This is a genomic window from Pseudomonas sp. A214 (assembly GCF_900156295.1).
GTDB classification, from domain to species: domain Bacteria; phylum Pseudomonadota; class Gammaproteobacteria; order Pseudomonadales; family Pseudomonadaceae; genus Aquipseudomonas; species Aquipseudomonas rhizophila.
The window spans coordinates 892,439-919,362 of record NZ_LT707062.1; the positions used below are offsets into that span (position 1 = coordinate 892,439).

Sequence of the window (26,924 nt, forward strand, 5' to 3'; positions counted from 1 at the left end):
GGCCCTCGATAAAGATAGAAACAGCCGTTGCATTATCACCTGCCGCACAGATAAAACCAGTCGGCCTTTCAGATAACAGTGGCAGGATGTTTCTTACTCTATAATTCCCACCTCTTTGTGGGGACATGGATCGCCGAATGACCGTCTATCACCGCAGCGCCATGCGTGGAGCGCTGCTTTATCTCGTGCTGTCGGTCGTCTGGCTGCAGCTGGTTGGTTATTTATTGAGCAGCTTTTTCGATCAATCTGCCGATCAGCTTCGCTGGCAGTTGATCAACGGATATGCCTGGGTCCTGGTCAGCGCCGGATTGGTTTTCCTGGCGGGTGTGCGGATATCCCGGCTTTTCGGAAAAGGCGAACACCGTGCCGACGGCGAACGTTTGCGCCAGGCCGCCGCCGTCTTCGATTGCACGCGCGAAGGGGTGTTGGTGACGGACCCGAACGGCCTGATCGTGCACGTCAATCGCGCCTTCATGACGATTACAGGGTATGCCCGGGATGAGGTGTTGGGCCAGCGGCCCAACCTGTTCAAGTCTGGCCGTCACGGGGCGGATTTCTACCAGGAGATGTTTGCGTCCCTGGGCAGCCGTGGCGAGTGGAGCGGCGAGATCTGGAACCGACGTAAAAGCGGTGAGATCTACCCGCAATGGCAGACGATCCGCGTCGTTCGCGACGATAACGGTCAGGTCAGCCATTACGTCGCGGTGTTTTCGGACATCAGCGCGATCAAGGATTCGGAGCACGAACTGGCCTACCTAGCCCACCACGATCCGCTGACCGGTCTGCCCAATCGCCTGCTGTTTTCCGATCGCGCCGAGCAGGCGCTGGCGTCGTCGCAGTTGCACAAACGCGGCTGCGCCTTGTTGCTGGTGGACCTGGACCATTTCAAGAACATCAACGACAGCCTGGGGCATCACGTTGGCGATCAATTGCTCAAAAGCGTGGCGGAGCGATTCCGGGGGCTGTTTGCGCCCGGCGTGACCTTGGCCCGGCTGGGGGGCGACGAGTTTGCGGTGCTGGTGGAAAATTGCTCGCAGCCGGCGCAGGCGGCGGTGCTGGCCCAGCGCATTATCGATGCCCTGAAAGAACCGTTGCGCCTCGAAAACCAGCTCTTGTTCATCAATGCCAGCGTGGGCATCAGCCTGTTTCCTGGGGATGCCCTCAGCGCGGGGCAACTGCTGCGCAATGCCGACTCCGCGTTGTTCAAGGCTAAGAGTGCCGGGCGCGATGGCTACGCCCTGTATACCGAAGAACTCACCGCTCATGCCCAGCAACGAGTCGAGATCGCCTTCGAACTGCGACGCGCGCTCCAGCAGCAGGAGCTGCGGGTTCATTACCAGCCGGTACACGATCTGGCGACCAGCCGCTTGATCGGTGTTGAAGCTTTGGTGCGCTGGGAACATCCCGAGCGCGGGCTGGTTTCGCCGGCCGAGTTCATTCCCATCGCCGAGCGCACCGGGCTGATCGCCCAAATCGATGCCTGGGTCATGGAGCAGGCCTGTCGACAGATGCGTCAATGGCAGGAGGCCGGGGTGGCGTTATCGTTTGTCGCGGTCAACGTTTCCAGTCGGCTGTTCGCCCGTCGCGAGTTGTACGAACAGGTCGCGCGGGTGCTGCACGTTTCAGGCCTGGACCCGGCCTGTCTGGAGTTGGAAGTGACCGAAAGCGCGGTGATGGACGATCCGGAAGTGGCCCTGGAGCAAATGCACCGTCTGCGGGAATTGGGGGTGCGACTGGCTATCGATGATTTTGGTACCGGTTATTCGTCGTTGCTGCGACTCAAACGCTTGCCCGTCCAGAAGCTCAAGATTGATCAGGGCTTTGTGGCCGGGTTGCCGTGGGATGAGGACGACGCAGCGATTGTCCGGGTAATCATCGCCCTGGCCCGCAGCATGGGTATGCAAGTGCAAGCCGAAGGCATCGAGCAGCGCGAGCAGGCAGCGTTCCTGCTGGAACATGCCTGTGGGATGGGGCAGGGCTACTGGTTCGGGCGACCCGTTGCCGCGCACCAGCTGGATTGGGATCGCGCGCCCGCAATCAATTAATTGCCTTTGCACATCGGCTGCTTGTGTTTTTGGTTATATAAAAATTCTTAAATAGTCTTTTTAAGAATATCTAAGCCTATCTAGTATTGCTCCTACGCCACAAACGGTGCCGCCCACTTCCAGGCATTCAAGGAGCAATAGCATGAGCGCATCTCTACGCAGCGTTGACGGTCAGGACGAAGCAACTCTGTTGCGCGAGATCCTCAATGCCTTGCGGGACCTTCGTTTTGGCGCGGTGGAAATCACCGTGCACAACGCGCAAGTCGTCCAGATCGAGCGCAAGGAAAAATTCCGGTTGCAGCAGCCGAGCCACAAACCGGGTTGAAGACCAACACTTCACAAACATAAAAAACCGGAATTCCAGGAGTTTTCACCATGCCGTCAATTCGCCGTTATGCCTTGGCCGTCTTGGCCAGCGCTGTTTTTGCAGGTTCCGCTTTTGCCAAGGATTACGAGTTGCTTAACGTGTCCTACGACCCGACTCGCGAGCTGTACCAGGATTACAACGCCGAATTCGCCAGTTTCTGGAAGAAAGCGCACCCGGACGATAGCGTGAAGATCCAGCAATCTCACGGTGGCTCGGGCAAGCAGGGTCGGGCGGTGATCGATGGCCTGCGGGCTGACGTGGTGACCCTGGCTCTGGCTGGCGACATCGACGAAATCGCCAAGCTGGGCAAGTCCCTGCCGGCGGATTGGCAAACACGCCTGCCGGAAGCCAGCACACCGTACACCTCAACCATCGTGTTCCTGGTGCGCAAGGGCAACCCCAAGGGCATCAAGGACTGGGGCGATCTGATCAAGGATGACGTGTCGGTCATCACCCCGAACCCGAAGACCTCCGGCGGTGCTCGCTGGAACTTCCTCGCCGCCTGGGCCTATGGCCTCAAGGCCAACGGTGGTGACGAAGCCAAGGCCAAGCAATACGTTCAAGCACTGTTCAAGCATGTGCCGATCCTCGATACCGGCGCCCGTGGCTCGACCATTACCTTCGTCAACAACGGTCAGGGCGACGTGTTGCTGGCCTGGGAAAACGAAGCCTTCCTGGCGCTGAAAGAAGACGGCGGCGCGGACAAATTCGACATCGTCGTGCCGTCGTTGTCGATCCTCGCCGAGCCGCCGGTGGCGGTGGTGGACAAGAATGCCGAGAAAAAAGGCAACCTGGAGATCGCTGAAGCCTACCTCAAGCACCTGTACAGCCCGGCCGGCCAGGAAATCGCCGCGAAAAACTTCTATCGTCCACGTGACAAGGACGTGGCCGCCAAGTACTCCCGGCAGTTCCCGAAATTGGACCTGGTGACCATCGACAAGGACTTCGGTGGCTGGAAAACCGCCCAGCCGAAATTCTTCAACGATGGCGGCATTTTCGACCAGATCTATCAGGCGCAGTAAGCTGGGCAGGCCTGAATGAGCTGATTACAAGGTAAGGCCGGACACTGAATCTGTGGCGAGGGGATTTATCCCCGTTGGGGCGCGAAGCGGCCCTGAATCTGGCATGTCTTTATGCTCAGGTGAATTGAGTCGGCTGCTTTGGGGCTGCTTCGCAGCCCAACGGGGATAAATCCCCTCGCCACAGTTTTTGCGCGTTCTCAACCAAGGACCTTTATGTCGCGTCGCATATCCCCCGTCATACCCGGCTTCGGGCTGACGCTGGGCTACACCCTGGTGTACCTCAGTCTGATTGTGCTCATACCCCTGGCGGCAATGTTCGTACATGCCGCCCAACTTACCTGGGAACAGTTCTGGGCGATCATCTCCGCGCCACGGGTGCTGGCGGCCTTGAAGCTCAGCTTCGGCACTGCTCTGTGCGCGGCGATCATCAACGGTGTGATCGGTACGCTGTTGGCCTGGGTGCTGGTGCGCTACACCTTCCCCGGTCGCAAGATCATCGATGCAATGATCGATCTGCCGTTCGCCCTGCCCACCGCCGTGGCCGGTATCGCGCTAACGGCGTTGTATGCGCCGACCGGCCTGGTCGGCCAGTTCGCCACCGACCTGGGTTTCAAAATCGCCTACACCCCGCTGGGCATCACCCTGGCGCTGACCTTCGTGACGCTGCCGTTCGTGGTGCGCACGGTGCAGCCGGTGCTGGCCGATATCCCCCGTGAAGTCGAAGAGGCCGCCGCCTGTCTCGGTGCCAAGCCGTGGCAGGTGTTCCGCCACGTCCTTGTGCCGGCGTTGTTGCCGGCCTGGTTGACCGGCTTCGCCCTGGCTTTTGCCCGTGGCGTGGGTGAGTACGGGTCAGTGATTTTCATCGCCGGCAACATGCCGATGAAAACCGAGATCCTGCCGCTGCTGATCATGGTCAAGCTCGACCAATACGACTACACCGGCGCCACCTCCATCGGCGTGCTGATGCTGGTGGTTTCCTTCGTCCTGTTGCTGCTGATCAACCTGCTGCAGCGGCGCATCGAAACCCCATAAGGAGGCGCGAACATGTCCCAATCGTCTATTTACGCGGCCTCCACCAACGCCGCCCGCCGCGGCAGTGCAACATCGCGGCGAGTCCTGATCGGTCTTGGCTGGTTGATCTTTGCGCTGTTCCTGCTGCTGCCACTGTTCATCGTGGTCTCCCAGGGGCTGAAGCTGGGCCTGGGGGCGTTCTTCGCCGCAATCTTCGAACCCGATGCCCTGTCGGCGCTCAAGCTCACGGTGATCGCGGTGCTGATCTCGGTGCCGCTGAACCTGGTGTTTGGTGTCAGCGCCGCGTGGTGCGTGAGCAAATATTCATTCCGTGGCAAGAGCATGCTGGTGACCCTGATCGACCTGCCGTTCTCGGTGTCGCCGGTGATCGCCGGCCTGGTCTATGTGCTGATGTTCGGTGCCCAGGGCCTGTTCGGGCCGTGGCTGTCGGATCACGACATCCAGATTGTGTTTGCGCTGCCGGGCATCGTGCTGGCGACGATCTTCGTCACCGTGCCGTTCGTGGCCCGTGAGCTGATCCCGCTGATGCAGGAGCAGGGCACCCAGGAAGAAGAAGCCGCGCGGCTGTTGGGTGCCAATGGCTGGCAGATGTTCTGGCATGTCACCGTGCCGAACATCAAGTGGGGGCTGATCTATGGCGTGGTGCTGTGTACCGCCCGGGCCATGGGCGAATTCGGCGCGGTATCGGTGGTGTCCGGGCACATTCGCGGGGTCACCAACACCCTGCCGCTGCACGTCGAGATCCTCTACAACGAATACAACCACGTGGCCGCGTTCGCTGTGGCGAGCCTGTTGCTGATCCTGGCGCTCTTGATCCTGCTGCTCAAGCAGTGGAGCGAAAACCGAATCAACCGCCTGCGCGCCAGCGCCGCGGAGGAATAAGTCATGTCGATCGAAGTTCGTAACGTCAGCAAGAATTTCCACGCCTTCAAGGCCCTGGACGATATCAGCCTGGACATCCAGAGCGGCGAGTTGGTGGCCCTGCTGGGGCCGTCGGGTTGCGGCAAGACCACCTTGCTGCGGATCATCGCCGGCCTCGAAACCCCGGACCAGGGCAACATCGTGTTCCACGGCGAGGACGTTTCCGGCCACGACGTGCGTGATCGCAACGTCGGTTTCGTATTTCAGCACTATGCCCTGTTCCGCCACATGACGGTGTTCGACAACGTTGCCTTCGGCTTGCGCATGAAGCCCAAGAACCAACGCCCGAACGAAAGCCAGATCGCGACCAAGGTCCACGAGTTGTTGAACATGGTGCAACTGGACTGGCTTGCCGACCGTTACCCCGAACAGCTTTCCGGCGGCCAGCGCCAGCGTATCGCCCTGGCCCGCGCCCTGGCGGTGGAGCCTAAAGTGCTGCTGCTGGATGAACCCTTCGGCGCCCTCGACGCCAAGGTTCGCAAGGAACTGCGGCGCTGGCTGGCGCGGTTGCACGAGGACATCAACCTGACCTCGGTGTTCGTGACCCACGACCAGGAAGAAGCCATGGAAGTCGCCGACCGGATCGTGGTGATGAACAAGGGCGTGATCGAGCAGATCGGCTCGCCGGGCGATGTCTACGAAAACCCGGCCAGTGATTTTGTGTACCACTTCCTCGGCGACTCGAACCGCCTGCACTTGGGTGAAGACCGGCATGTGCTGTTCCGCCCTCACGAAGTCTCGCTGTCGCGTTCGGAACTGGAGGATCACCACGCCGCCGAAGTGCGCGACATTCGCCCGCTGGGCGCCACCACCCGGGTGACCCTGAAGGTGGAAGGCCAGAGCGATCTGATCGAAGCTGAAGTGGTGAAGGACCACGACAGTCTGGTGGGCCTGGCGAAGGGCGAGACGCTGTTCTTCAAGCCGAAGGTCTGGCAGAAAGTCTCAAACCTTTAAGATCAAAAGCATCGCGAGCAGGCTCGCTCCCACAGTGGAATGGGCTTGACCACAAGTCTGTGGGCAACCCAAAAAACCTGTGGGAGCGGTGTCGGCCACAACATCTGCGGCCCAGCCCCAGTCTCCTGTGGGAGCGAGCCTGCTCGCGATGGCGGTCCCACTCACGCCCCGATCAGAATCTGAATAACCCCGCCCAACGTTGCTTCGATTGGTTCTACACCAATACCTTTTCCCATCTAAATCCCTACCTAGACTCTGACGTGCCAGGAGGCAGTGAGAGTTCATGACGGACCGGTGTTATCTCCTGGCGCCCTGATGCCAAGGAGATAAAGCATGAGAATGGAAGTCAGTCGGCATGGCCCGTTTGGCTGTGCCTTGCTAAGCGTTTTATTGAGCCCATCCGTCAGCGCCACCCCCTCGTTGTCACCGCAGATACCCTTCGATGTCACGGTTGCCGAGGAACATCCCACGCTGGCCAGCCTTCAGCGCGATTTCGATGACCTGTCATGGCAGACCTTCATTGCCCTGAACTGGCCGGCGCTGGACAACGGCAATCCCAATACCGGCACCTCCATCGGCAAACAGGATGGGGCAACGGTGTGGGAAAGCTGGAAAGAGAGCTACCAGATCTTCCGGGCCAAGGGTCAGGCGCCGTTGGCCTGGGACGCGCCGGCGACGCTTCCCGAAGCGTGCAAGTCGCTCAAGTCCGGGCGCCTGTTGCAGCAGATGGGCAAGGTGCCCGATGTGCTGGATGAGTTTATCCAGCCTTTCGAGAGCGGCCCGCTGGTGGATCAGAACGGTACCTATACGCGCAACGAAATCGTGGTCAACCGATCGATGTTCAATTCCATTGTCGACAATGGTCTGTACAGCATCGAAGGCCAGCAGAAGTTTTTTGCCGCAAACCCGACCAACGCCGTGGCTTTCAGTTGTGGCTCGGCCAAGACACAGGACGTCGGCGCGCTGATGGTGAAAGCATCGTGGAAAGTGCTGGGCGCCAATGATCGTCCGCAGGATTTTCACACCGTCGATGCGCTGGTCTATACACCGGGAAACAGCGACCCGAGCAAAGGACCCATTGTCGGGGAGTCGTGCAAGTCCGAACCGGTGGGGTTGGTGGGACTGCACATCGTTCACAAGACCGACAGCGCCGCGCAGTGGGTCTGGTCGACCTTTGAACATGTAAAAAACGTACCCGAACAGACCACCCCCCCGGCCCAACGGGTGGGACCTTATCTGTTCTACAACGCTGCCAGCCAAAGCGATATCAACCAGCCGCCGCCCCGGCCATGGAACCCGGCGGTCAAGGCAACACCCTCGCAGATCGTGCGTGAGATACCGCTGACCGAAGCCACCAAAACCCTGAACGCCACCTATCAAGCCCTGTTGCGTACAGTCAACCCACAGAGCGTCTGGGCGAACTATCAATTGATCAGTACCCAGTGGCCGTCGGCACCACAGCCCAACTGTCAGATATCAGCCGCCAACCCGCTGGGCAATCCTGCCCCGTTGTTCCTGGCCAACGCCACGCTGGAAACCTACATCCAGGGCACCGTGCCCCAAGCGTCTTCCAGTTGCATGGCGTGTCATGGCAATGCGGCTACCCATGTCACCGAATCGCCGCGCACCAGCTTCGCGGATTTCACCTATTTGCTCGAACGCGCGCAGTCCACGACTGGACAAGGAGTCAAGCATGAGCAGTGAACTGGAAAATTTCGTAGGCCTTTCATCGGTCCTGACTGGCATTTCCACTGAGCGATTGGCACCGGCGATCGACCAGGTGGGTTTGCCTCCGCTGTTTCTTGAATTCATCACGCCAAGAATCACGCCTGATGTGCTCAGTACATTGCTGACTCAATACGCCAACCTGGCGGGGGACAATCAATCCCCGGATCAGATCGCCCAAGCGGTGTTGATGGACGGAGCGCTACCGGCCGACACGCAGACCGCCAAAGCCGCGCGTTCGATCATGAAGCTGTGGTTGCTGGGCGTCTGGTACCAACCCTATGACGCGGCGAGTTTCAAAAAGGATGAGCAGACGGTGGTGTCCGACCAGGCTTATATCAATGGATGGGCCTGGAAAGCCGCCCAGGCTCATCCCATGGGCTACAGCGAGATGTTCTTCGGCTACTGGAACACGACGCCGCCCAGCCTTGAGGATTACACCGGGGTAGTCGCCAACGCGCAGCAAGGAGCTTCGTCATGAGTACCGAACAAGCAGAGGTGGTCATCGTTGGTGCGGGCCTGGCCGGTAGCATCATTGCCTATCAGTTGGGCATGGCTGGCGTGGATGTGCTGGTGCTCGAATCGGGCCCGGAGATCCCTGCCAATCGTACGCAGTATCTGGAGCGCTTCTACACGGCGACCCTGAAAACCCCGGAGTCGCCCTATCCTCCGGTATCGACCCTGGACACACCGCGGGATCCGACCAAGGAAAATGCCCCGCGGGCAACCATCGCCGATCTGATCCTGGGTTGGGACAAACCGGAAATCAGTTACCTGGTGCAGAAAGGCCCGTTGCCCTTCAACAGCACCTATGAACGGGTGGGCGGCGGGACGACCTGGCATTGGGTCGGAACGTGCCTGCGCATGGTACCGAACGATTTTCGCCTGAAGAGCAAATACGGCGTCGGGGTGGACTGGCCGATCGGCTACGACGATCTGCAAAGTGCCTATTGCCGGGCCGAGGCGGAAATCGGTGTATCGGCCAATGTCGCCGACCAGGCTTATCTGGGCATGACCTTTCCCGAGGGCTATTCATTCCCGATGCACAGCATTCCGCTGTCACTGGTTGACGGCAGTTTTGTCAGCGCCGTGACCGGGCAGACGTTCGACGGCTTGCCGCTGGTGGTCAGTCCGACCCCGGCGGGGCGCAATTCCCAGCCCTACGCCGGGCGCCGGGTGTGTGCCGGCAATACCAACTGCACGCCGATCTGCCCGATCCAGGCCAAGTACGACGCCACGGTGACCATGAACAAGGCCCGGGCCACCGGCAAGGTCCGGGTCATGTACCGGACCGTGGCCAGCAAAGTGACCGTGGGCCCGGACAAGAACATCAATGGCATCGAATTCATTCAATATCAGCTTGGCGAGGGACCGAAGACGGGAAACGGTGTGGCCATCGGGCAGCGTTACGTGATCGCGGCCCATGCCATCGAAACCCCTAAATTGTTGCTCAACTCCAAGACCCCGGACTGGCCTAAAGGTGTGGCCAACAGCAGCGGGCAGGTGGGACGCAGCCTGTCCGATCATCCGATTTACCTGGCGTGGGGGCTGATGCCGGAAGGCAAGACGGTTTTCCCATATCGTGGCCCGGTGTCCACGGCGGGCATCGAGAGCCTGCGTGACGGTGCCTTCCGCAGCCAGCGAGCGGCATGGCGCATCGAAATTGGCAATGAAGGCTGGAACTGGCCGGTTGGCGATCCTTACGTCACCGTGGCCGATTTTATCGACGGGAAGAACATAAGTCGCACCAATCCATTGCCGGCGAAAGAGACACCGCCGCCGCCCACTGAAGCGCTGTACGGCACGGCACTGATCAAAAAACTCAACGAACTGTTCATCCGCCAGTTTCGGATCGGCTTCCTGGTGGAACAGGTGGAAGACCATCCCGACCAGTCCAATAGCTACATCGTGCCCTCGACGGATAACTACAAGGACGGGCTCGGCATTCTTCGGCCGGAAATCCACTACGACCTGTCCGATTACACCAAGGAAGGTTTCAGGCAGGCGAAGATACTGGCGAGCCACATCATCAAGGACCTGCTTGGCGCCGTGGAACTGACAGCACCCATTGGCAAAGGGACCTTCAACTACAAAGGCGAAGATTACAGCTTCCAGGGCGCCGGACACCTGATGGGGACCTATCGCATGGGCGATGATCCAGCCAAGTCGGTGGTGGACAAATACCAGCGCAGTTGGGACCACAAGAACCTGTTTCTGGTGGGCGATGGCGTGTTCCCCAGCACGGGCACCTCGAACCCGAGCCTGACGATTGCGGCGCTGTCGTTCCAAGCCGGGGACACCGTGGCCAACGACCTGAAGGCGGTGACCATGCAGGTCCAATCCAACATCGCCTGGCAGGGCACTGGAGTGCAGATCAACGGGTTGATACCGCGCGTGGTTCGCTACGTCAGTGGGTTATGGTGCGCGAGTCCGCAGGGCGGCAATGTCGATGGAAACGGTGGTTCGCGGCACATCGACTACAGCAGCTATGCCTTGCCCGGTGCCGCCGAAGGCGCCTTGATCGGTCGTGTGGGCAACGATGGAACGCCGTTCCTGGTGGGTGATCTGGCGCAGGTTCCGAGCGACCAGCAAGGGGAACTGCAACTGTGCATCAACGATGACCTGACCGGGCAACATGGGTCTGGCTTGAAAGATAACACCGGCGCGCTGACGATACGGGTCGAGTTTGGTGCGCTGTAACCTGAGCGGTAAGGCCTGACTCTTGTGGGAGCGAGCTTGTGGGAGTAAGGCTTGCCCGCGATGCAAACACCTCGGTGTAGCTTGATAGACCGAGGCGATGCCTTCGCGGGCAAGCCTTGCTCCCACAGATTCAGACGGCCGAGCGTTGGTGACGCAAGGCCACGGGCCCGGCGCGTTCTTCAATGGCCCGCTTCAGTTCGCTACGAAGCCCCAGCAGGAAACCCGCCTCCACCACCACGAACAGAGGCCCGACAATCAACCCGGTGAGGTCATCGACGAACGCCGGTTTACGGCCTTCGTAATAGTGACCGACGAACTGGATCACCCAGCCCACCACGAACATCCCCAGGCCACTGCCCAGCCACACCAAGGTGCTTTGCGCGGCGAGCACCTGGCCCAGCCATAGCGCCAGGGCCAGCAGTACCGTCATCAGCACCCCCAGGCGCAACTCAAGGCGTAGATAGAACCAGGCACTGGCTACCGCTATCAGCAGCGCCGGCGACACCAGGACCGCGCCCACCGGCCAACCCGGCCGTGACAGCAGTACGGCGACGGCGACGAAAATCAGCGGAATACCGATGAAGTGCGTGGCGATGTTGCGTGGGTCGCGGTGGTAGGCAGCGTATTGACTGAGATGATCAACGAGGCTTTTCATTGTTGTTCCTCCTGAGGTGATGCCTGCATGATGCCCGGGTTCCACGAGGCGTTCTGTCAGTTAGCCGACACTTGTCCCGGAGTTTCCATGAATACCCATCCCTGGCACTCGCACCTGTTGGCCGGTCACTGGTACAGCCACTTGCCCGCTGAGTTACAGAATAGTCTGTTGGGCATGTCGCGGGTGCGCCGCCTGGTGCCGGGGCATCGGCTGTTTCAGCGCGGTGACCCACCCTGCGGGATGTACGCCGTATTGGAGGGCGCGGTACGGATCGGCGCAGTGAACGAACAGGGCAAGGAAGCGCTGCTCAGTGTGGTGGAAGCCCCCCACTGGTTTGGTGAAATCTGCCTGTTCGATGGCCAGCCGCGCACCCATGACGCGGTGAGCGTGGGCCAGTGCACCTTGCTGCACTTGCCTCAGGCGCCGTTGATGGCGTTTCTGCAAGAACATCCGGTCTATTGGCGAGATATTGCGCGGCTGATGAGCCACAAACTGCGCCTGACCTTCATCAATCTCGAACACCTGAGCCTGATGCCCGCCCCGGTACGTGTTGCCAATCGCCTGCTGATGATCGCCGAAGGCTACGGCGAAATCGAACCGGCGCGACGGGTCTTGCAACTGCCCCAGGAGCAACTGGCGCTCATGCTCTCACTGTCGCGCCAGACCACCAACCAGATCCTCAAGGACCTTCAGGCCCAGGGCATTGTGCAGCTGGCTTATGGTGAGATTGAAATCCTGGATATCGAGCGGTTGCGGGCATTGACCACGATCTGAAGGCCTGTATCGACTGATCCATCGCTATCGCGAGCAGGCTCGCTCCCACAGCGTTGGTGGCGGGCCTGAATGTTGAGTTCACCTCAAGACAATGTGGGAGCGAGCCTGCTCGCGATAGGGCCGCCCAGCCAACGCAAACCCCTAGCGCAACCCATCCCGAAACTGCCCCGGCGTCATTCCGGTCCAGCGCTTGAACGCCCGGCTGAAGCTGCTGGCATCGGCAAAGCCCAGAAGATAACCGACTTCACTCAGTGAGCACTGCGGGTCGCGCAGGTGCAGCAGTGCCAGGTTTTCCCGACATTCGTTAAGCAGCGTGTCGAAGCGGCAGCCTTCATCGGCCAAATGCCGTTGCAGGCTGCGCAGGCTCAGGTGCATGGCCTGGGCGATGCGCTCGGCGCTGGGTTCGCCTTCGGGCAGTTGGGCCTCGATAGCGGCTCGCACCTTGCGCTCCCAGGTCAGCGGCTGGAGCTGGGCGAGGGTGCGCTTGAGTACCGTCTCGTTGTGTTCAGCCAGCTCCGGATTGGCGTCGTCCAGGTGGCTGTCGAAATCGACGAGGCTGAATTCCAGGCAATCTTGCTCGGCGCCGAAATACACAGGTGAACGGAACACTTTATGCCAGGGGCCGGGGTCCGTCGGTTCCGGGCGCCGCAAGTACACCGCCAGCGGCGCGTAATCGCGGCCCAGTCGGTTGCGACACGTGCGCACGTAAATCGCGGCGAACGCATCGATGGCTTCAAAGGCCGGCGTCGCCCGGCCTTGGGGCACGTCGAGCGTGAAGCGGTATCGGTCTTCGCAGCGGCTCAGTTGCAGCATCAACGCATCGCTGACCACCGGGTGATAACGCACGATTCGCTCAAACACTTCTCGCAAACTGCCGCTGGCCACCAGGGCATAACCCAGAGCGTGGAACGTGGTGGGACTGACGAAGCGCGAAACCCGCAGGCCGATCGCCGGATCACCGCTGGCCTGCACGGCCAGTTCCCACAGGCGCGTGGTGGCCGAGAGCGGATAACGGGCATTCGGGTCGTCCATCAACTGCGGATCGAGCCCGGCCTCCAGGCACAGGGAATGGCTGTCCAGGCCCAACGCATCAAGCTGTTTGCGCAGGGCGCGGGTCCAACTGGCGAGGGAGGTGGGTTCAGTCATGGCGATTGGCGCTTGCGGTCAACAGGTTGGCGTTTACGGCTACCACCCTAGGGGGCATCGCCCGGCAGGATGAGCACATCGATAGAAGAGGATGTAAGCCATGCACGGCACTTGCGCAAGCCCCGAGCGATTGAATGCACAACAGCGATCGGCCCATATTCGCCAGGTAGTCTTGGCCCGAGGCGAAGAACTGCGCCAGCGCTACCCGATCCTGCGTCATCAGGATGCGTTGGGCGCGGGCATCCTGGCGTTCGCCCTGGCCGGGATGGTCGGTTCGGCGCTGCTCTACATCAACGGTCACCTGGCCGGTTGGGCATGCCTGCTGCTCAACGCTTTTTTCGCTTCACTGACCCACGAGCTGGAACACGACCTGATCCACAGCATGTATTTTCGCAAGCAACGCGTACCCCACAACCTGATGATGGGCCTGGTCTGGCTGGCGCGGCCCAGCACCATCAACCCGTGGATCCGCCGCCATTTGCACCTCAATCATCACAAAGTGTCCGGCAGCGAGGCCGACCTGGAAGAGCGGGCCATTACCAATGGCGAGCCCTGGGGGCTGGCGCGCTTGCTGATGGTGGGCGACAACGTGATGTCGGCCTTCATTCGCCTGCTGCGGGCCAAGACCTGGGCGCACAAGCGCAGCATCCTCAAGCGCACGCTGAAGGTGTATTTCCCGCTGGCGCTGTTGCACTGGGGCGCGTGGTACGTGTTTCTCGGTTTCCATGGGGCCAACGCTGTCGCCTATTTGCTTGGCACGTCGATTGATTGGTCGCCGACCACGCTGGCAGTGATGCACGTGATCGATATCGCAGCGGTGGTGATCATCGGCCCGAACGTGCTGCGCACCTTTTGCCTGCATTTCATCAGCTCGAACATGCATTACTACGGCGACATCGAGCCGGGCAATGTCATCCAGCAAACCCAGGTGCTCAACCCCTGGTGGCTGTGGCCATTGCAGGCGTTCTGCTTCAACTTCGGCAGTAGCCACGGGGTCCATCATTTCGTGGTCAAAGAGCCGTTCTACATCCGCCAGATGACGGTGCCGGTGGCCCACAAAGTGATGCGTGAGATGGGGGTGCGGTTCAATGATTTCGGCACGTTTGGGCGGGCGAACCGGTTTGTGCGGGAAGAGGGTGTGGTGCGGGAGGAAGGGGATGCGGTGCGGGTTTGACGCAAACAGGTTCGAGAAGTAAAAACCGAACCTTGTGGCGAGGGAGCTTGCTCCCGCTGGGTGGCGCAGCAGCCCCAAAAAAAACAGGGCCGCTTCGCGTCCAGCGGGAGCAAGCTCCCTCGCCACAGAGAATGAGTTACCAAAGAGAACGGGTCAGAACTGATAACTCACCGTCGCCGCCACGTTGCGTTCTTCGCCCAGGTAGCAGTAGCTCAGGCTGGCGCAGGAGGCGACGTAGGTTTCGTTGGTCAGGTTGTTTGCGTTCAGGCGCACGTCCACGCCTTTCAAGCCGACCTTGCCCAGGTCATACCCCACCGACGCATCGAACAACGTATAGGACGGCACCTTCATGGTGTTTTCCGCATCGGCCCAGCTGTAGCCGACATAACGTACGCCACCGCCCAGTCGCAGGCCATCGAGCGCGCCGCTGTCGAACTTGTAGTCCGCCCACACCGAAGCCATGTGGCGTGGGGCCTGGGTCGGTGAGTTGCCCTTGTTTTCGATGATGTCGGTGGTGGTGCTCAACGTGCTGATCATCGATTTCGAATATTCGATATCGGTGAAGGTGTAGCTGCCCAGCACTTTGAACTGCTCGGTCAGTTGCAGGTGCGCTTCCAGTTCCAGGCCCTGGGAGCGAACGGCACCGACGGCGCGGTAGAAGTTTTCCTGGGGCAGTTTGGTCGCCAGGTTCTCCTGGTCGATGCGGAACAGCGAGGCGGTGTACAGGTCATCCGTACCCGGTGGCTGATACTTCAGGCCCAGTTCCCATTGCTTGCCATCGGTCGGCGACAGCGGGTTGCCGGCGCTGTCGGCGTAGGAGTTGGGGTTGAACGACTCGGAGTAGCTGACGTACGGCGCCAGGCCGTTGTCGAACAGGTACAGCGCCCCGGCACGGCCAGTGAGCTTGCTGCGTTTGTCGTTGATCTCGGTGCCTTCCGGGCGGCCGAACTCAGCGATGCGGTTTTCATCCGAGGTTTTCACCCAGTCCTGACGCAGGCCCAGGGAGAAACGCCATTTATCCATCTCGATCAGGTCTTGCAGGTAGACACCGGTCTGTTCCAGGCGTCGCAGGTAGCTGGTGGGGCTGAAGTAGGTGATAGCCGAGTTGCCATAGACCGGGTCGAAGGCGTTGATCGGGGCCAGGCTGCCGCTGGTCCAATCCACCACGGTCTTGCGCCGCTGATAGTCAGCGCCCATCAGCACGGTGTGCTTGGTCGCCCCGCTGAAAAATTCAGCCTGCAGCATGTTGTCGACGATGAACGAATGCAGTTTTTCTTCGGCACCGGTGTAGTAGCGGTTCAGCTCGTTGCTGGTCGGCGTGGTCCAGCCGTAGGCGTAGACCTGATCATTGGTGACTTGGGAGTCCAGGTAACGGAAGTTCTGCCGGGCGGTGAAGACATCGTTGAAACGGTGTTCGAACTGGTAGCCGAACGACTGCTGATCACGTTCATAGCCATCGACGCCCGGCTCGCCTTCGAAGAAATTTTCCGAGATACGCTTGCCGTTGCGCTGATGCAAGGTGCCGTCGGCTGGCATGCCGCCGTGATAACCCCCGTCGGGGTCGTGCTGCAGGTAGGCCTGAAGTGTCAGCGACGTGTCTTCGGTAAAGTCGATGCTCACCGTGGGGGCGAGGGCAAAGCGCTTTTCCTTGGTGTGGTCGAACTGCGTGTCGGACGTATCCGCCAGGCCCACCAGGCGATAGGCGATGCGTTTGTCGTCATCCACCGGCCCGGTAAAGTCGAAGCCCATGCCGCGTTGGCCCTGGGTGCCGACCGTGGCCTGGATTTGGTGATAGGCCTCGTACAGCGGTTTCTTGCTGGTGAGTGCCACCAGGCCGCCGGGCGAGCTACGCCCGTAGAGCACCGAGGACGGGCCTTTGAGAATGTCGACCCGCTCAAGGAAGTACGGGTCGACTTGCATGGAACTGTAGGTGCCGCTGTCGCCCATGGACTTGAGGCCGTCGAGGTAGATGTTGTCCACCGAGCCATCGTTGAAGCCGCGCATCGCCACGTAGTCGTAGCGATGGGTCGCGCCGTAGGGGTTGGTCAATACCCCTGGGGTGTAGCGCATGGCCTGGGAGACGGTTTGCGCGCCTTGGTCGTCCATTTGCTCGCGGGTGACCACGGAGACGCTTTGCGAGGTTTCCCGCAGGGCGGTACTGGTCTTGGTGGCGACCTGGCTGTGGGTGGCGTTGTAGCCCGCCATGCTGCCCAACGCGTTACCCAGGGCAAACCCCTTGATGTCGGTGGTCGGCAGCGCCAACGTGCCGCCCGAGGCCTCGGTTTGCAGCACATAGCTGCTGCCATCCGGGCTGACGGCGGTCAGGCCTGAAGCGCTGAGAAGATGGCTCAGGGCCTGGTCCGTCGAATACTCGCCGTGCAGTCCCGGGGACTGGATACCGCTCGTCTGCTGCGGAGTGCTTGCCAGGGTGATGCCGGCCTGACGAGCGAACTGGTTCAGCACATCGCTCAGGGGGCCGGCGGCAATGTTGTAGCTCTGGCGCGCGGTGGTGACACCGTCTTGCGCCGCGACGGCGAACATTGGCACGGCGCCCGCACTCAACACCGTGCAGAACAGTGCAGCACGGATGGCATGGCGCAACAGGCCTGTTTGCGAGGAGCAGCCAAAGGGGGTGTTGAGGTTTACGCACTCAGTCATTGTGGGTTTCCGTTGGAGTCGCTAAGGGCAGATAAGCGTTGCTTACTGTCCTAGCCGGACTTGCGCGCAAAACCCGCCAAAAAAAATCAGACCGATTCCTGCACCGTGACCCACCAACGGGTTCGATAGCGTAATTGAACGGGGAGCGTGCGCGGCAGGACGGCCAGCAACCTGTCGGTGTCTTCCAGGCGGAAAACGCCTGACAAGCGCAGGTCCGCAATCGACGCGGCGCATTTCAGATAGCCCTGGCGGTAACGTCCTACCTCGTTGAGGAAGTCCTCCAGACGCATGTTGCGCGTCACGAGCAAACCCTCCGCCCAGGCGCCGATGTCCATATCCAGCGGCGGCGCCATGGTCGCTGTCGATGAGCTGAGCAGATAGCTCTGCCCGGCGCTCACCTGTAGCGGGGCACCATCGGCGCCACGGTGTGAAAGGATCGCGACCCTGCCACGGGTGACGCTCAGGCGTGTGCAGGCATTGTCCTGCCGCACCACGAAGCGCCCGTCCAGCCCTTCGAACAGGCCATGTCGGCTGCGCACCAGCAGCGGCCGCGCGGGATCGCGACCGCAGGTGAGCATGATTTCACCTCGCGTCAGGCTGATCAGGCGATGCTCGGTCGTGTAGTCCAGGTCGGCGGCGCTGTCAGTGTTCAGTTCAAGCCGCGTACCGTCGGGCAACTGGAAACCTCGATGTTCGCCGGTGGCAGTGGCGAAATCCGCGCTCCACGGCTGCCAGCCCAGGTCCTTGCCCAGCCAGGCGGCGGAGCCTATCAGCGCCACCCCCGACAACAGTTTCAAGGCCTGGCGCTGACCGAGTCGCTGGGCGCTGTTTTCCAGGGTGTCGAGAGCGACGTGGGCGCCGGGGACCGCCCGCAGGTTCGAGGTCAACTCACTGTGCAGCGCTTGCACCCGCTGCCAGGCCAATTCGTGTTCGTGATGGGCGGCGCGCCAGACCTCGCATTGTTGGCGCAAGGCCGGATTGGCAGCATGGTTGCGCAGGCGCAGCAGCCAGTTGATCGCTTGCCTGACTACCTGTTGGGATGGGCCGCTGCGTCGATTCAACACGTTATCCACAGGCTCAGCTTTCATAGCGCAACACATAGCAGTGATACAGCGCATCGGCGACGTATCGTTCCACCGAGCGCAAGGAAATGCCCATCTGCTCGGCAATCTGCTTGTACGTCAGGCCTTCGCACTGGGCCAACAGAAATGCCCTGCGCACTTTCGGCTTCAGGCCCTCGAGCATTCTGGCGATGGCTTCCAGCAGCTCCAGGATCAAGGCCTGGGCTTCGGTGTCGGGGGCTTGGGCGGGTGGCAGGTGGGCGATGGATTCCAGGTAAGCGCGTTCGATTTCTTCCCGGCGCCAATGATCGATCACCAGGCCTTGGGCGATGGTGCGTAGAAAGGCGCGGGGCGACTTGAGCTCCAGGCGTTCGGTGCGTTGCAGCAGGCGCACGAAAGTGTCCTGGGCCAGGTCCGCTGCGTCGGCAGCATTGCCCAAGCGGCTGCGCAGCCATGTGTGAAGCCAGCCGTGATGGTTGCTGTAGAGCGTCTGTACTGCAAACTCGGGAGATGACATGAACGCGAAGGCCTGGATGTCGCAAATGATAATAGGTCGCATTGTCATCAGGGGTCAGTGAATTTGCAACCACCGTTCGACGCACCGTGTCCTTCCGTCGCCCATTTGTTTAAAGGGCTCATATTTTTTTAACTTTTGCCGACAGCGTTATATGCGTGCACCAAAGTGGAGCAGATCACAAGTCCGCCCGCGCTGTGACATGAATGCTGCAACCGGAATGCACCCCCACTCCCTGCATAAGAAGCCTGTCGATGAATCTGAAGTTCAGCCATAAAATCCTTCTGGCCGCCTCTGGTGTGGTCGTTCTGGCTTTTGCCCTGTTCACGCTCTACAACGACTACCTGCAACGAAAAACCATTGGCAGCAGTCTCGAATCCTCCATCCAGCAGTCCGGCGACCTGACGGCCAGCAGCATCCAGAACTGGATGAGCGGCCGGGTGCTGGTGCTGGAAAACCTGGCGCAGAATATTGCGCACCAGGGCGCGGGTGCCGATCTGCCGGGGCTGGTGGATCAGCCGGCGCTGACGTCGAATTTCCAGTTCACTTACGTGGGTCAGGCCAACGGCGTCTTCACCCAGCGCCCTGACGCAAAAATGCCCGACGGCTACGACCCGCGCCAGCGCCCCTGGTACAAACAGGCAGTCACCATCGATCAAACCATGCTGACCCCGCCCTACCTGGCTGCGGTCGGCGGCCTGGTGGTGACCATCGCCCTGCCGGTGAAGCACAACGGTGAGTTGCTCGGTGTGGTGGGGGGCGACCTGAGCCTGGAAACCCTGGTGAAAATCATCAACTCCGTGGATTTCGGCGGCATCGGCCATGGGTTTCTGGTCAGCGGCGACGGCCAGGTCATCGTCAGCCCGGACAAGGACCAGGTGATGAAGAACCTCAAGGACATCTACCCCGGTACGCCAGTGCGCATCGAGAAAGGTATCCAGGAGGTTGAGCTCAATGGGCAGGATCGCATTCTTTCGTTTACCCCCGTCGCAGGCCTGCCGAATACCCAGTGGTACATCGGTCTATCGATCGACAAAGACAAGGCCTACGCACCGCTGAGCCATTTCCGTACCTCGGCGCTGATTGCGATGTTTGTGGCGGTGGCGGCCATTGCGTTGCTGCTGAGCCTGTTGATCCAGGTGTTGATGCGTCCATTGACCACCATGGGGCGCGCCATGCAGGACATCGCCCAAGGTGAAGGCGACCTGACCCGGCGTCTGGTGGTCCAGGGCAAGGATGAGTTCGGTGAGCTGGGCAGCTCGTTCAACCAATTCGTGGAGCGGATTCACGCGTCGATCTCGGAAGTGTCTTCCGCCACTCGGCAAGTGCATGACCTGTCGCAGCGGGTGATGACTTCGTCCAATGCCTCGCTCATTGGCTCCGACGAACAGAGCGCCCGCACCAACAGCGTGGCAGCGGCCATCAATCAGTTGGGCGCCGCGACCCAGGAAATCGCCCGCAATGCCGCCGACGCCTCGCAACAGGCCAGTGGTGCCAGCGAGCAAGCCGATGACGGACGCCAGGTGGTGGAAAAAACCATCCAGGCCATGACCGAGCTGTCACAGAAGATCAGCCTCTCGTGCACCCAGATCGAAACCCTGAACGCCAGCACCGACAACATCGGGCACATCCTGGACGTGATCAAGGGCATCTCTCAGCAAACCAACCTGCTGGCGCTGAACGCTGCCATTGAAGCGGCCCGTGCCGGTGAAGCCGGGCGCGGGTTTGCGGTGGTGGCCGATGAAGTGCGCAACCTGGCGCACCGCACCCAGGAGTCGGCGGAAGAAATCCACAAGATGATCACCTCGCTCCAGGTCGGTTCCCGTGAAGCGGTGACGACGATGAACGCCAGCCAGCTTTCCAGCGAAGAAAGCGTGGAAGTGGCCAACCAGGCGGGTCTGCGGCTGGTCAGCGTGACGCAGCGCATCGGTGAAATCGACGGCATGAACCAGTCGGTGGCCGCGGCCACCGAAGAACAGACCGCCGTGGTGGAAACCCTCAACATGGATGTCAGCCACATCAACCTGCTGAACCAGCAAAGCGTCGCCAACCTCAATGAAACCCTGAAGGATTGCGATGCCCTGTCGCAACAGGCCAATCGGCTGAAGCAGTTGGTGGACAGCTTCAAGATCTGATCTCAGCCGACCTCACCGCCAACCGTGCCGCCGCCATCGCGAGCAGGCTCGCTCCCACAGGGGATTGGCGGTGTGACTGGATCTTGCTGCCAACCGAAATCAGTGTGGGAGCGAGCCTGCTCGCGATGGCGACAGCACAGCCAACATCATCGCCAGCTGACCCACCGCTTTCGCGAGCAAGCCCGCTCCCACAGGGAATCGGCGGTGGGACTGGATCTTGCGGCCAATCGAAATCAGTGTGGGAGCGAGCCTGCTCGCGAAGACGGCGGCACAGCCAACATCATCAGCCAGCTGACCCACCCCTTTCGCGAGCAAGCTCGCTCCCACAGGGGATTGGCGGTGTGACTGGATCTTGCGCCCACCCCGGAACCAAAACTGTGGGAGCGAGCTTGCTCGCGATGGCGACAGCACAGCCAACATCATCGCCAGCTGACCCACCGCTTTCGCGAGCAAGCCCGCTCCCACAGGGAATCGGCGGTGGGACTGGATCTTGCTGCCAATCGAAATCAGTGTGGGAGCGAGCCTGCTCGCGATGGCGACAGCACAGCCAACATCATCGCCAGCTGACCCGCCGCTTTCGCGAGCAAGCTCGCTCCCACAGGGGATTGGCGGTGTGACTGGATCTTGCGGCCAACCGAAATCAGTGTGGGAGCGAGCCTGCTCGCGATGACGGCAGCACAGCCAACATCATCGCCAGCTGACCCACCGCTTTCGCGAGCAAGCTGAACTGGCCTAATGATTTTGGACACTTCAATCGGGCGCTATGATGGCGCCCAAATCTGAGGTGTTTGGATATGCGCAAATCTTATTCCAGTGAGTTCAAGCTCAAGGCTGCCAGCATGGTGCTGGACGAGGGCCAGTCCGTTCCCGAAGTCTGTGCCAGCCTGGATATTGGCCCTACCGCCTTGCGCCGTTGGGTCGACCAGGTTCGCAAAGAGCGCTTGGGTTCGACCCCCGAGGGGGCTAAGGCGATTACCGCCGATCAGCGAGAGATTCAGCAGCTCAAAGCGTTGCTCAGGCAAAAAGACCTGGACATTGAAATCCTAAAAAAGGCCAGTGCTCTCCTGCTTTTGGACTCCAAAGATCATTCTCGTTGATCAACGAGCTGGACGAGCAGTACGGCGTTAACAATTGCTGTCGGGCGTTTGGGGTCAACCGCAGCAGCTTTTACGCCTGGCGTCAGCGCCAAGGCAAGGTGAAGCCTGAGCGGGAGAAACTCAAAGCCGTGCTGGTCGAGCATCACAAGGAATCCAGAGCATCCGCCGGGTCTCGCACCCTTTCCAAGGAACTGCAAGCAAAGGGGCATCGTGTCGGGCGACATCTGGCTCGCAGTTTGATGCGCGAAGCCGGTGTTGCCAGTCATCAGCGGCGGCGGCACAAGTACAAATCTTCCGGCGTGGAAGCGCTGGTAGCGCCGCATGTGCTCAAGCGCAAGTTTGATGTCACGGCGATCAACCAGGTGTGGTGTGGAGATGTGACGTACATCAAGGTGGGTAAGCGCTGGATGTATTTCGCGGCAGTGTTGGATTTGTTTGCTCGCCGGATCGTGGGGTGGTCGTTTTCAATGATTTCCGATGCCACGCTGACCTGCGAAGCGTTGCGAATGGCGGTTCAATTGCGAGGCTGTCCAAAAGAGGTGCTGTTTCATTCTGACCAAGGTTGCCAATACACCAGCCACAAATTCAGGAATGAGATGCGCAAGCATGGACTCCTGCACAGCATGAGTCGTAAAGGTGAGTGCTGGGACAACGCCCCGATGGAGCGTTTCTTTGGGAGCCTGAAATCAGAGTGGGTGCCAGACGATGGCTACAGCTCGGAGCATGAAGCCCGCGTGGATGTGCAACGTTATGTGATGCGATACAACAACGTCAGGCTCCATAGCTACAACGACTACCGGTCGCCGGTAGCCATGGAGAAACTGGCGGCGTGAAACCTTAACTGGTGTCCAGAATTACTTGACCAGTTCAAGCTCGCTCCCACAGGGGATTGGCGGTGTGACTGGATCTTGCGCCCAACCGAAATCAGTGTGGGAGCGAGCCTGCTCGCGATGGCGACAGCACAGCCAACATCATCGCCAGCTGACCCGCCGCTTTGGCGAGCAGGCTCGCTCCCACAAGGTTTACTTGAACATCACTTGCACATTCCCCATCGCCTCATCGGCAAACCCTTGCAGGAAATCTCGGAAGCCGGACGGGGTATGGGCATCGGTGTGGTCGGCGATGATGGTCCAGGTGGCGCGGCAGCGGTTGTCCGCCAGGGGCTCGACGCGCATTGCCGCCCACAGGTTATCGATGCCCAGGGTGTTGTAGATCAGTGTCCAGGTCATGTGCATGGCCTGGTCATCATGGCTGTTGAGCTGTTCCACCACCAGGTTCTGCCCGTCGCGGAAAAACTTCTTGCGCAGGGACCTCACGCCCTCGCCGGTCATTTCGATGTGCTCAAGTGCCGGGATGAATCGATCGAACCTTGCAAAATTGCCCACCACTGCCCAGACGCTCGCCGCGTTGGCGGGTACTTCCACTGAAGTTTCGACCTCGCAGGCGTGGGGGTTCTTGATCAAGGTGTTGGGTTGAAGTGCATTCATGGTCTTGCTCCTTTTTTTACAGTTGAGGGGTGCTTCAGATGAAATCGATGGCCTTGAGGTAATCAGCGCCGCGGCGCAGCAAGGCCGGGGATTTTTCCGGGTAGCGGGCACCCATCTGCCGTACACCGGCCCGGGCGTTGGCGTGGTTGATCAACGAGATGTCGCCGATGTCTTCCTCGAAACCGTTGAGGTAGAAACCCAGTACGCCGAACAGCGCATTGTCAGCATCGACTCGGCCCAGTTGCCGTTGCCAGTCGGCGACGCTGACCAGGGAAAATTCCCGGCCGCTGTCACGAAACGACGCCACATAAGCGTCCCAGCTCAAGGGCTCGGGGTTGTGCAGGTTGAACACCGCCTGCGTCGGCTGATAACGACTGGCGTGGAAGGAGATGAAGCGCGCCAGGAAGTCCACCGGCATCAGGTCGAAGTTGAGGGACAGATCCGGCACCTGACCGAGCTGGATCGAGCCCTTGAGCATCAGCATCAACCGGTTCTTGTGGGGCTGGCAGACCCCGGTCAGGCTGTTGAAACTGATGTTGCCGGGGCGAAACAGATTGACCCACACCCCGCGATCCCGAGCGCGCTGCAGGATCCGTTCGCCGACCCATTTGGACAGGTTGTAGCCGTTCTTGATGTAGATCGGCGGCGTCTCTGCGGCGGGCTGCTCCAGGACCTGGCCGTCGGCATCCAGCGCACTGGACGCCGACAGCGTAGAGACGAAGTTGAAGATCTTCTTGCTGCGCCCTTCACACAGGCGCAGGCATTCGAAGATCGGCTCCACGTTGTCCCGCGCCAAAGACTCGTAGTCGAGCACATGATTGACGTGGGCGGCGTTGTGCACCAACGCGCCGAAGGTGCGGTCGATGCGGGCATAGACGTCGTCTGGCAAACCCAATTGCGGTTGGGTGATGTCGGCGGCGTAGACACTGACGCGGCTCAGGTCCAGGTGGTTCAGCCGATTGTCCCGCAGGGCCTGGGCAAAGCGTTCGGCCGCGCTTTGTCCACCGGACTCGCGCACCAGGCACGCGACTTCGGTGGCGCCCCAGGCCAGCAAGGCCTCGACGATGTGTACCCCAAGAAAACTGTTGGCGCCGGTCACCACCACCTTGTGCACATCACCACACCGGCTGACAGGCAGGGGATCGAGGTTGAGTTCCGCTTGCGCATCGATCAAGGCCTGGGGGCTGAGGGTCGATGTGCTGTTTTGCGCAGGATCGTCCAGTAACTTCGCCAGCGTGATCAGCGTAGGTGCTTCGATGAAGCGATTGATCGACAGGCTGCGCCCGAAGGCTTCGCGGACCCCCAGCAACAGTTGTGACAGCAGGATCGAATGGCCACCGAGATTGAAGAAGCTTTCATCGGTGGCGATGTCGTCGACCGGCAGCTCCAGCAACTCGGCCCACAGTTGCCGCAGCTGCGTTTCCAGAACGTTCTGCGGCTGGCGCCGATGGCTGCCGACCTGCACTTGCACCGCCGTGGCGAGCAAGGCCCGGCGATCGACTTTGCCATTACTGGTGTAGGGCAGGCTGGGCAATTGCACGTAGGCCGCCGGGTGCATGTAGCTGGGCAGCGCGTTTTGTACATGCTCGCGCAAAGCCTGAAGGGCAGCGCCGGCCCGCTCTTCCCGAGGGTGAACCAGAAACGCCAGGATCCGCCGTCGGTCATCGACCCCCACCGCTACTTGGCGAAACAACTGGCTGTCGCGCAGGCAATGCTCGATTTCCTCGGGTTCGACCCGGAAGCCACGGATCTTCACCTGGTTATCGCGCCGACCACACAGTTCGATGCCGTGGTCGGTCCATTGGGCGATATCGCCTGTGCGATATACCCGCAGCGTTGGCCCGTCGGGCAGCGTCAGGTTGAGGTAGCGGCTCGCGGTCAACGTCGGGTCGTTCAGATAGCCGAGGCCGACCCCAGGCCCGGCGATGTACAGCTCGCCCGGTGTGCCTTGGGGCACCGGTTGCAGCTGCTCATCCAGAATCAGCACCCGGCCATTGGCGATGGGCACACCGAGGTTGCGGTTGTTGTCACCGACACCGAATTGCCGGGTGGTGACCAGCACCGTGGTTTCGGTGGGGCCGTAGATGTTGTGGAAACTGCACTGCGGTGCGAGCTGCTCGATCACGAACGGCTCACAGACATCGCCGCCGGTAATCAGGTGTTCCAGCCCCAACGGTGCATCCAGCGGCATCACGCTCAGCAGCGCGGGCGGCAGGAAAGCATGAGTGACACGCTGTTGCTGAATCAGCGCCACCAGTTGCTGCGGGTCGCGACGCTGGTCTTCGCTGGGCACCACCAGCGTCGCACCCTGGATGAAGGTCGGCAGGATATCCAGCAGCGATGCGTCAAAGTTGATGGTGGAGAACTGCAATGCCCGGCTGTCACGCTGTAAGCGGACATAGTCGCTATACCAGGCGCAGAAATGGCTGAGGTTGCGATGACTGAGCAGCACGCCTTTGGGTTGGCCGGTGGTGCCGGACGTGTAGATCGCCACGGCCGGTTCGTCGCTGTCCACCACGCGGCGGATCAGCGAGGCCGGGATGCCGGGTTTGGGTGAAGGCAGCTTGCGTACATCCAGCGTCGGCAGCGACAGCTCGCCCAGGTCGCTGTCACCGTCGTGCAGCAGTAAGTCGGCGTTGGCGTTCTCCAGGATAAAGCGCCGTCGTTGCGCGGGGTGCTGCGGGTCCAGCGGCAGGTACACCGCCCCGCAACCCAGCACCGCCAGGATAGCTGCGTACAACTGTGCGGACTTGGGCAGGCAGACACCAATCACTCCAGGTTTTGCCCCGGCCAGTTGCTTGAGCATCGGCTCCTGCAAGCGCAACGCCAGACTGCGCAAGGACTTGTAGTCGACAAGCTGACCGTCGACCCACAGGGCCGCTTGCGTACCGTCATCGAGCATGCGCTGCTCGATGTCATGCATGACCGGCACTTCGGCTGCAGCCAGCAGCCAAGGCACCGCGGGCCGATTGAGGTGGTGTTCGAAGGCCAGCGGCTCCAACACGTCCAGTCCCTGCAACGATTCATCGCAGGCGTCGGTCTGCACCGTCGGCCAGTGATCGAAGCAGGCTTCGTCCCGGGAAAGCTGGCTGACCAGTCGCGCACCGTGCTCGACCACCGCCGCCAAGGCGCGCAGTCGCAAAGACTGGCCGTTGCCGCAGCCTTGCGGGGCGATCACTTCCTGGGACAACGGCCGATGCGCGCTGTCGCGGAAAACCACCACCGGCTGTGGCAATGCCTGGCCGGGAAAAGCCTGGAGCGCCACACGCACCTGAAGGTTTGAGCAGGCGTCTAGGGTGCAGGGCAGCGTCCCGTCATCAATCAACAGGTCTACCGCTGTGTGGTGGTTCGCTGATTCAAAATGCACAACACCGTGGCCGTGCAGTTCGAGCTCCTGGGCCAGGTCGGTCATGGCCTGGCTTGTGCCAGACACGGCAATTTCGAGGCGTCTCATGGG

The 26,924-nt window shown here is 60.8% G+C and carries 21 protein-coding genes and 1 pseudogene; 15 read left to right on the top strand and 7 right to left on the bottom strand.

The window, feature by feature from the left end:
- The first annotated feature begins 137 nt into the window (after positions 1-137).
- The 9 genes from dibA (at position 138) to BW979_RS04050 (ending at position 10,766) form a co-directional block, all read left to right on the top strand.
- A complete protein-coding gene (gene dibA / locus BW979_RS04010) occupies positions 138-2,045 on the top strand; it encodes a phosphodiesterase DibA (protein WP_076383222.1) in 1,908 nt (635 codons plus the stop codon).
- 142 nt (positions 2,046-2,187) lie between these two features.
- Positions 2,188-2,370 (top strand): sulfur starvation response protein OscA, encoded by a 183-nt coding sequence (oscA, locus tag BW979_RS04015; protein ID WP_047230313.1) that lies wholly within the window; start codon positions 2,188-2,190, stop codon positions 2,368-2,370.
- Between the two features lie 50 nt (positions 2,371-2,420).
- Positions 2,421-3,434 carry a sulfate ABC transporter substrate-binding protein gene (locus BW979_RS04020; RefSeq protein WP_047230312.1) on the top strand — a complete coding sequence of 338 codons (1,014 nt, stop codon included), beginning with the start codon at positions 2,421-2,423 and terminating at the stop codon, positions 3,432-3,434.
- A 213-nt stretch (positions 3,435-3,647) separates the two neighbouring features.
- Positions 3,648-4,466, top strand: a complete 819-nt coding sequence (gene cysT, locus BW979_RS04025) for a sulfate ABC transporter permease subunit CysT (RefSeq protein WP_047230311.1) — start codon at positions 3,648-3,650, stop codon at positions 4,464-4,466.
- A 12-nt stretch (positions 4,467-4,478) separates the two neighbouring features.
- Entirely contained in the window at positions 4,479-5,348 is an 870-nt protein-coding gene (cysW, locus tag BW979_RS04030; protein WP_047230310.1) for a sulfate ABC transporter permease subunit CysW, read from the top strand.
- 3 nt (positions 5,349-5,351) lie between these two features.
- Positions 5,352-6,341 carry a sulfate/molybdate ABC transporter ATP-binding protein gene (locus tag BW979_RS04035; protein ID WP_076383223.1) on the top strand — a complete coding sequence of 330 codons (990 nt, stop codon included), beginning with the start codon at positions 5,352-5,354 and terminating at the stop codon, positions 6,339-6,341.
- Positions 6,342-6,674: 333 nt separating this feature from the next.
- The gene (locus BW979_RS04040) at positions 6,675-8,045 is read left to right on the top strand and encodes a hypothetical protein (RefSeq protein ID WP_047230308.1); all 1,371 of its coding nucleotides are present in this window, start codon (positions 6,675-6,677) and stop codon (positions 8,043-8,045) included.
- Positions 8,035-8,547, top strand: coding sequence for a sorbitol dehydrogenase (locus tag BW979_RS04045; RefSeq protein WP_076383224.1), 513 nt, complete (start codon positions 8,035-8,037; stop codon positions 8,545-8,547). The genes BW979_RS04040 and BW979_RS04045 overlap by 11 nt, the downstream gene beginning before the upstream one ends.
- Positions 8,544-10,766: a GMC oxidoreductase gene (locus BW979_RS04050; protein ID WP_076383225.1), complete on the top strand. Its 2,223-nt coding sequence runs from the start codon at positions 8,544-8,546 to the stop codon at positions 10,764-10,766. Before BW979_RS04045 ends, BW979_RS04050 begins: the two co-directional genes overlap by 4 nt.
- Positions 10,767-10,896: 130 nt before the next feature.
- Here the strand turns inward: BW979_RS04050 and BW979_RS04055 are convergent, their stop codons facing one another.
- Positions 10,897-11,421, bottom strand: a complete 525-nt coding sequence (locus BW979_RS04055; protein ID WP_076383226.1) for an Mpo1 family 2-hydroxy fatty acid dioxygenase — start codon at positions 11,419-11,421, stop codon at positions 10,897-10,899.
- Between the two features lie 87 nt (positions 11,422-11,508).
- Here BW979_RS04055 and BW979_RS04060 point away from each other — a divergent pair, with 87 nt between their 5' ends.
- A complete protein-coding gene (locus BW979_RS04060) occupies positions 11,509-12,195 on the top strand; it encodes a Crp/Fnr family transcriptional regulator (RefSeq protein WP_047230304.1) in 687 nt (228 codons plus the stop codon).
- Between the two features lie 141 nt (positions 12,196-12,336).
- Here the strand turns inward: BW979_RS04060 and BW979_RS04065 are convergent, their stop codons facing one another.
- Positions 12,337-13,341 (bottom strand): AraC family transcriptional regulator, encoded by a 1,005-nt coding sequence (locus tag BW979_RS04065; protein WP_076383227.1) that lies wholly within the window; start codon positions 13,339-13,341, stop codon positions 12,337-12,339.
- A 100-nt stretch (positions 13,342-13,441) separates the two neighbouring features.
- Between BW979_RS04065 and BW979_RS04070 the strand changes: the two genes are divergently transcribed.
- The gene (locus tag BW979_RS04070; protein WP_076383228.1) at positions 13,442-14,515 is read left to right on the top strand and encodes a fatty acid desaturase; all 1,074 of its coding nucleotides are present in this window, start codon (positions 13,442-13,444) and stop codon (positions 14,513-14,515) included.
- Positions 14,516-14,668: 153 nt separating this feature from the next.
- On the opposite strand, the gene BW979_RS04075 is transcribed toward BW979_RS04070, so the two are convergent.
- From BW979_RS04075 to BW979_RS04085, 3 genes are all read right to left on the bottom strand, one after another.
- Positions 14,669-17,173 (bottom strand): TonB-dependent siderophore receptor, encoded by a 2,505-nt coding sequence (locus BW979_RS04075; protein WP_076383229.1) that lies wholly within the window; start codon positions 17,171-17,173, stop codon positions 14,669-14,671.
- A gap of 86 nt (positions 17,174-17,259) precedes the next feature.
- Positions 17,260-18,261, bottom strand: coding sequence for a FecR domain-containing protein (locus tag BW979_RS04080; RefSeq protein WP_076383230.1), 1,002 nt, complete (start codon positions 18,259-18,261; stop codon positions 17,260-17,262).
- Complete coding sequence (locus BW979_RS04085; RefSeq protein ID WP_047230328.1) at positions 18,251-18,751, bottom strand: sigma-70 family RNA polymerase sigma factor; 501 nt, start codon at positions 18,749-18,751, stop codon at positions 18,251-18,253. Before BW979_RS04085 ends, BW979_RS04080 begins: the two co-directional genes overlap by 11 nt.
- Before the next feature lie 251 nt (positions 18,752-19,002).
- Between BW979_RS04085 and BW979_RS28055 the strand changes: the two are divergent.
- The 4 genes and pseudogenes from BW979_RS28055 to BW979_RS04105 all read left to right on the top strand — a co-directional run.
- Positions 19,003-19,980 (top strand): annotated as a pseudogene (locus BW979_RS28055) (cache domain-containing protein); the annotation flags it as partial.
- 117 nt (positions 19,981-20,097) lie between these two features.
- A complete protein-coding gene (locus tag BW979_RS28060; protein WP_371517439.1) occupies positions 20,098-20,883 on the top strand; it encodes a methyl-accepting chemotaxis protein in 786 nt (261 codons plus the stop codon).
- A gap of 794 nt (positions 20,884-21,677) precedes the next feature.
- Positions 21,678-21,980 (top strand): IS3 family transposase, encoded by a 303-nt coding sequence (locus BW979_RS27740; protein WP_047230570.1) that lies wholly within the window; start codon positions 21,678-21,680, stop codon positions 21,978-21,980.
- On the top strand, positions 21,977-22,813 hold the full coding sequence (locus BW979_RS04105; RefSeq protein WP_047230569.1) for an IS3 family transposase: 837 nt from the start codon (positions 21,977-21,979) through the stop codon (positions 22,811-22,813). The genes BW979_RS27740 and BW979_RS04105 overlap by 4 nt, the downstream gene beginning before the upstream one ends.
- Before the next feature lie 189 nt (positions 22,814-23,002).
- Here BW979_RS04105 and BW979_RS04110 read toward each other — a convergent pair whose 3' ends face one another.
- Positions 23,003-23,467 (bottom strand): SRPBCC family protein, encoded by a 465-nt coding sequence (locus tag BW979_RS04110; protein WP_076383232.1) that lies wholly within the window; start codon positions 23,465-23,467, stop codon positions 23,003-23,005.
- A gap of 34 nt (positions 23,468-23,501) precedes the next feature.
- Entirely contained in the window at positions 23,502-26,921 is a 3,420-nt protein-coding gene (locus BW979_RS04115; RefSeq protein WP_076383233.1) for a non-ribosomal peptide synthetase, read from the bottom strand.
- Between the last annotated feature and the right edge of the window lie 3 nt (positions 26,922-26,924).

Coding starts and splice junctions, on each gene's coding strand:
- BW979_RS04020 (WP_047230312.1), top strand. CDS start 2,421: ATGCCGTCAATTCGCCGTTATGCCTTGGCCGTCTTGGCCAGCGCTGTT.
- BW979_RS04070 (WP_076383228.1), top strand. CDS start 13,442: ATGCACGGCACTTGCGCAAGCCCCGAGCGATTGAATGCACAACAGCGA.
- BW979_RS04035 (WP_076383223.1), top strand. CDS start 5,352: ATGTCGATCGAAGTTCGTAACGTCAGCAAGAATTTCCACGCCTTCAAG.
- cysW (WP_047230310.1), top strand. CDS start 4,479: ATGTCCCAATCGTCTATTTACGCGGCCTCCACCAACGCCGCCCGCCGC.
- BW979_RS27740 (WP_047230570.1), top strand. CDS start 21,678: ATGCGCAAATCTTATTCCAGTGAGTTCAAGCTCAAGGCTGCCAGCATG.
- dibA (WP_076383222.1), top strand. CDS start 138: ATGACCGTCTATCACCGCAGCGCCATGCGTGGAGCGCTGCTTTATCTC.
- BW979_RS04115 (WP_076383233.1), bottom strand. CDS start 26,921: ATGAGACGCCTCGAAATTGCCGTGTCTGGCACAAGCCAGGCCATGACC.
- BW979_RS04075 (WP_076383229.1), bottom strand. CDS start 17,173: ATGACTGAGTGCGTAAACCTCAACACCCCCTTTGGCTGCTCCTCGCAA.
- BW979_RS04065 (WP_076383227.1), bottom strand. CDS start 13,341: ATGACTGAACCCACCTCCCTCGCCAGTTGGACCCGCGCCCTGCGCAAA.
- BW979_RS28060 (WP_371517439.1), top strand. CDS start 20,098: ATGACTTCGTCCAATGCCTCGCTCATTGGCTCCGACGAACAGAGCGCC.
- BW979_RS04060 (WP_047230304.1), top strand. CDS start 11,509: ATGAATACCCATCCCTGGCACTCGCACCTGTTGGCCGGTCACTGGTAC.
- BW979_RS04110 (WP_076383232.1), bottom strand. CDS start 23,467: ATGAATGCACTTCAACCCAACACCTTGATCAAGAACCCCCACGCCTGC.
- BW979_RS04080 (WP_076383230.1), bottom strand. CDS start 18,261: ATGAAAGCTGAGCCTGTGGATAACGTGTTGAATCGACGCAGCGGCCCA.
- BW979_RS04045 (WP_076383224.1), top strand. CDS start 8,035: ATGAGCAGTGAACTGGAAAATTTCGTAGGCCTTTCATCGGTCCTGACT.
- BW979_RS04085 (WP_047230328.1), bottom strand. CDS start 18,751: ATGTCATCTCCCGAGTTTGCAGTACAGACGCTCTACAGCAACCATCAC.
- oscA (WP_047230313.1), top strand. CDS start 2,188: ATGAGCGCATCTCTACGCAGCGTTGACGGTCAGGACGAAGCAACTCTG.
- BW979_RS04055 (WP_076383226.1), bottom strand. CDS start 11,421: ATGAAAAGCCTCGTTGATCATCTCAGTCAATACGCTGCCTACCACCGC.
- cysT (WP_047230311.1), top strand. CDS start 3,648: ATGTCGCGTCGCATATCCCCCGTCATACCCGGCTTCGGGCTGACGCTG.
- BW979_RS04040 (WP_047230308.1), top strand. CDS start 6,675: ATGAGAATGGAAGTCAGTCGGCATGGCCCGTTTGGCTGTGCCTTGCTA.
- BW979_RS04050 (WP_076383225.1), top strand. CDS start 8,544: ATGAGTACCGAACAAGCAGAGGTGGTCATCGTTGGTGCGGGCCTGGCC.